Raw genomic sequence first — 3,245 nt, 5'->3', positions numbered from 1 at the left:
CTCAAGCTGGCGGGCGCCGATGCGGTGGTGGTGCTGGTCCACCAGGGCGTCGCGATCGGCGGCGAGCGCGATCCAAACGGTTGCGAGGACGCGGCCGGGCCGATGCTCGAGATCGTAAGCAAGCTCGATCCCGCGATCGACCTGGTGGTCTCGGGCCATACCCACCAGGCCTATATCTGCGAGCTGCCGGGCAGCGACGGGCAGAAGCTCATCCTCCTCACCAGCGCTGGCAGCTACGGCACGATGCTGACCGACATCCGCATGACGGTCGATCCCGAAGCCAATCGCGTGACCGCGCTCGAAGCGCGCAACGCGCCGGTGCAATCGCTCGCTTTTGGCACTGTCGCACAGAGTTTCGCCGCGCCGATCATCGAGCCGCGCGCGGATATCGCGGACTATGTCGCGACCTATGTCGCGGCGGCGGCGGAGTTTTCGGAGCGCCCGGTCGGCAGGCTCGCGCCGCTGGCCGATAGCGGGTCAACCAGCCGCGCCCCGACCGGCCAGCTGATCGCCGATGCCCAGGTCGCCGCCACAAGTGAGGCCGGGGCGCAGTTCTCGCTGATGAACCCGGGCGGCGTGCGCAACACGCTGCAGCCCGCGGCGGACGGTTCGCTGACCTTCGGAGATCTCTATGCGGTTCAGCCCTTCGGCAACGATCTGGTGACGCTGACGCTGTCCGGCGCGCAGCTGATCGCGCTGCTCGAAAGCCAGTTCACCCGCGAGGACGGGCGCAACCTTGTCCTGTTTCCTTCGGCGGGCTTCAGCTACGAATACGATCTGTCGAAACCGGCGGGTTCGCGCGTGGCGAAGCTCACGCTCGACGGGGTGCCGGTCGATCCGGCGCGGGATTACCGCCTCACCGTCAACAGCTTCCTCGCCGAGGGCGGCGACGGCTTCCCGATCTTCAAGGAGGGCCGCGACCGCGCGGTCGGCCCGGGCGATCTCGATGCGCTCGAGGCGTGGCTCAGCGGCGAGGCATTGCGCGCCCTGCCGGTGGAATTCAGGGCGAGGGATGTGACGCCCGAATAGGCGCCGAACAAGAATCTGAATCCAGATCTCCTGTAAGCGATGTCTTCCTTTTAGCACGCTCCGTCATCTTGATTGCAAATGCGGCAGTGCTAGTCATACTCTCGACGCCGAAGTAACGTCCAAGTCAATGAAGCCGAAGTTGTGGGAGTGGGGCAAGGAAATGCGCGGAATTCTTTTTGGCATGGCCTTTGCGACACTTGGTCTTTCGGCGACGCCCGCATGGGCGGACGTAGCTGGACGCTACGAGACCATTGACGAGAATTCCTTCTTCAAAATGGAAATGACGGTCGAGGCGGACAGCGCAGGTAACGTCCGTGTCCAGATGGCCAGGCAAGCATCCTGCTATCTTCTGTTAGATGGCGAGCTCTATGTGATCGGCAGAGACACATCCGGTATCATCGTGACACGTCTTGAGGATGCCGTGGCTGCAGTGACAGAAGCTGCGCAGCAAATGGGATTTGACGATTCGTTCCTCCAAGACGAGCCGGAACCCAGTGTCCCGACCTTTGTTGCGATGGGCGAAGAGACGGTGGGTGATCGGAAAGGCACGGCATACGGTATGGCTGGTGCCGATGGAAGCGAGCCGTTGCGAGCAGACTTTGTCATTAGCAACGATCCGCGCCTTGCTCCGCTCGGTAAGGCGCTTGCCGATCTTCAGAAGTCTATGAAGCCAAGCACGAGTGCGTTCGGCCGGGTCAGTATCGCGCTTGGTCGAATGACCGACGAAATGGTTGCGGTGTTGGAGCAAGGTGCCCCAATCAAAATGACGCAGCTTGAGCTGACCGATTTTTCATTGGATGCGATCGACCCTGAACGCTTCAGGCTCCCGGCAGAACCGCTGACCCTTGAGCAACTGCGAGCTCAGCAGGAGCCTTTCCCGCCTCCGCCGACCCTGCCCATCAAGGAGGAATAGCTCTCTAAGGTTGTTGCGGTCTCGAACCGACTCTCCCGACCATATCGAAATGCGCCAATCTCGACGCGCGGTCATGGCGTGTCCCCGCCCAGCACCTGCTCCAGTGTGATCGGGAAATAGCGGCTGTAAAACGCGACCAGGTGGCGCATGTCCGCCTCGTAATCCCCGCTTGGCATCATCGCCGGCCCGAGTCCGAGCCGCTTGTTGGCATGGTCGAGAAAGCCCGGGATAATCGGCACGCCGGCCGCCAGCGCGATCCGGTAGAAGCCCGTTTTCCAGCGCCCGACATGGCCGCGCGTGCCTTCGGGCGACATGACCAGCATGAAGTCGTCGCGGCGGGCGAATTCCCTTGTCACCTGGCGCACGGCATCGGCAGGAGAGCTGCGATCGACCGGGATGCCGCCCATTTCGCGCATGAATCGGCCCACCGCACCGCGAAACAGCGTGTGCTTGCCAATGAAGGCCGGCTGGACACCGAGCACCTCGGTTACCCCCATGAAGCGGACGAAATCCCAGTTGGAGGTATGGGGCGCGCCGATGATGACGCAGCGGCGAACCTCGGGCGGCCCGCCGACGACTTCCCAGCCGGACAGGCGGAACAGCAGGACGAGGACGCTCTTCGCCAACCGGGCAAAGAGCGAAGGCCTTGCCATTGCCGTCCCTTCGCTCCCGGGCCGGTACTATTCCCCGCCCATGTCGAGATGCTCGGCCATGAACGGCAGCACCACGCTGTCGAAGCGCGGGCCGATCTTGTCCACGTGAGTGCCGTCATAGACTTCCCAGCGATGCGCGATCCCGAACCGCTCGAGCTCCTCGTGGATCAGCGTATCGTCCACTTCCAGCCCGTCCTTGTCGCCGACATCGGCCCCGATCGCGGCGTAGCTTTGCAGCGCCGGGATATGCGAAGCAACCATCGCCAGCGGCGAATTGTTTGCCCATTTGGCCAGAACCGTCTCGTCGAGCGCGCCATCGCGAATCGGGAAATCGGCATAATAGGGCGGGTTCTGCGGATTGGGCGACCAGGCGACCATCGATGACAACGCCGCGCGAGTGCCGAAATCGGCCTTGATCCCGTCTTCGAGCGGAATCGCGGCCAGCCGCTGCGCGCTTTCGACCGTTTCACGGCGCGGGCTCACGCAACAGGCGCTCTGCGCCCACAGCGCGGCGAATATTCCGGGATGGCGCATGCCGATCTGCCACGTGCCGTAGCCGCCCATCGAATGGCCGACCAGCGCGCGCCCTTCGCGCCTGGCGATGGTACGGTAATGGGCATCCATATAGGCGACCAAATCATGCGCGATGA

The 3,245-nt window shown here is 63.4% G+C and carries 4 protein-coding genes; 2 read left to right on the top strand and 2 right to left on the bottom strand.

Annotation, left to right across the window (positions count from 1 at the left end):
- Together AC16XC_RS11870 and AC16XC_RS11865 are read left to right on the top strand one after the other, a co-directional pair.
- Nucleotides 1–1,029, top strand: a 1,029-nt coding sequence (locus tag AC16XC_RS11870) for a bifunctional metallophosphatase/5'-nucleotidase (protein ID WP_484034869.1), incomplete at its 5' end; no start/stop codon positions are given.
- 127 nt (nucleotides 1,030–1,156) lie between these two features.
- Nucleotides 1,157–1,942, top strand: coding sequence for a hypothetical protein (locus tag AC16XC_RS11865; protein WP_484034868.1), 786 nt, complete (start codon nucleotides 1,157–1,159; stop codon nucleotides 1,940–1,942).
- A gap of 71 nt (nucleotides 1,943–2,013) precedes the next feature.
- Here the strand turns inward: AC16XC_RS11865 and AC16XC_RS11860 are convergent, their stop codons facing one another.
- Together AC16XC_RS11860 and AC16XC_RS11855 are read right to left on the bottom strand one after the other, a co-directional pair.
- Nucleotides 2,014–2,595, bottom strand: a complete 582-nt coding sequence (locus AC16XC_RS11860; RefSeq protein ID WP_484034867.1) for a lysophospholipid acyltransferase family protein — start codon at nucleotides 2,593–2,595, stop codon at nucleotides 2,014–2,016.
- A 27-nt stretch (nucleotides 2,596–2,622) separates the two neighbouring features.
- Nucleotides 2,623–3,245, bottom strand: a 623-nt coding sequence (locus AC16XC_RS11855; protein ID WP_484034866.1) for an alpha/beta hydrolase-fold protein, incomplete at its 5' end; no start/stop codon positions are given.

It is taken from the genome of Candidatus Andeanibacterium sp., assembly GCF_057143545.1.
Note: the sequence above shows the minus strand (reverse complement) of the source record. Positions and strands in the feature narration are given on the sequence as shown.

Excerpts from the sequence above, each read along its gene's own strand:
- AC16XC_RS11865 (WP_484034868.1), top strand. The coding sequence starts at position 1,157 with ATGAAGCCGAAGTTGTGGGAGTGGGGCAAGGAAATGCGCGGAATTCTT.
- AC16XC_RS11860 (WP_484034867.1), bottom strand. The coding sequence starts at position 2,595 with ATGGCAAGGCCTTCGCTCTTTGCCCGGTTGGCGAAGAGCGTCCTCGTC.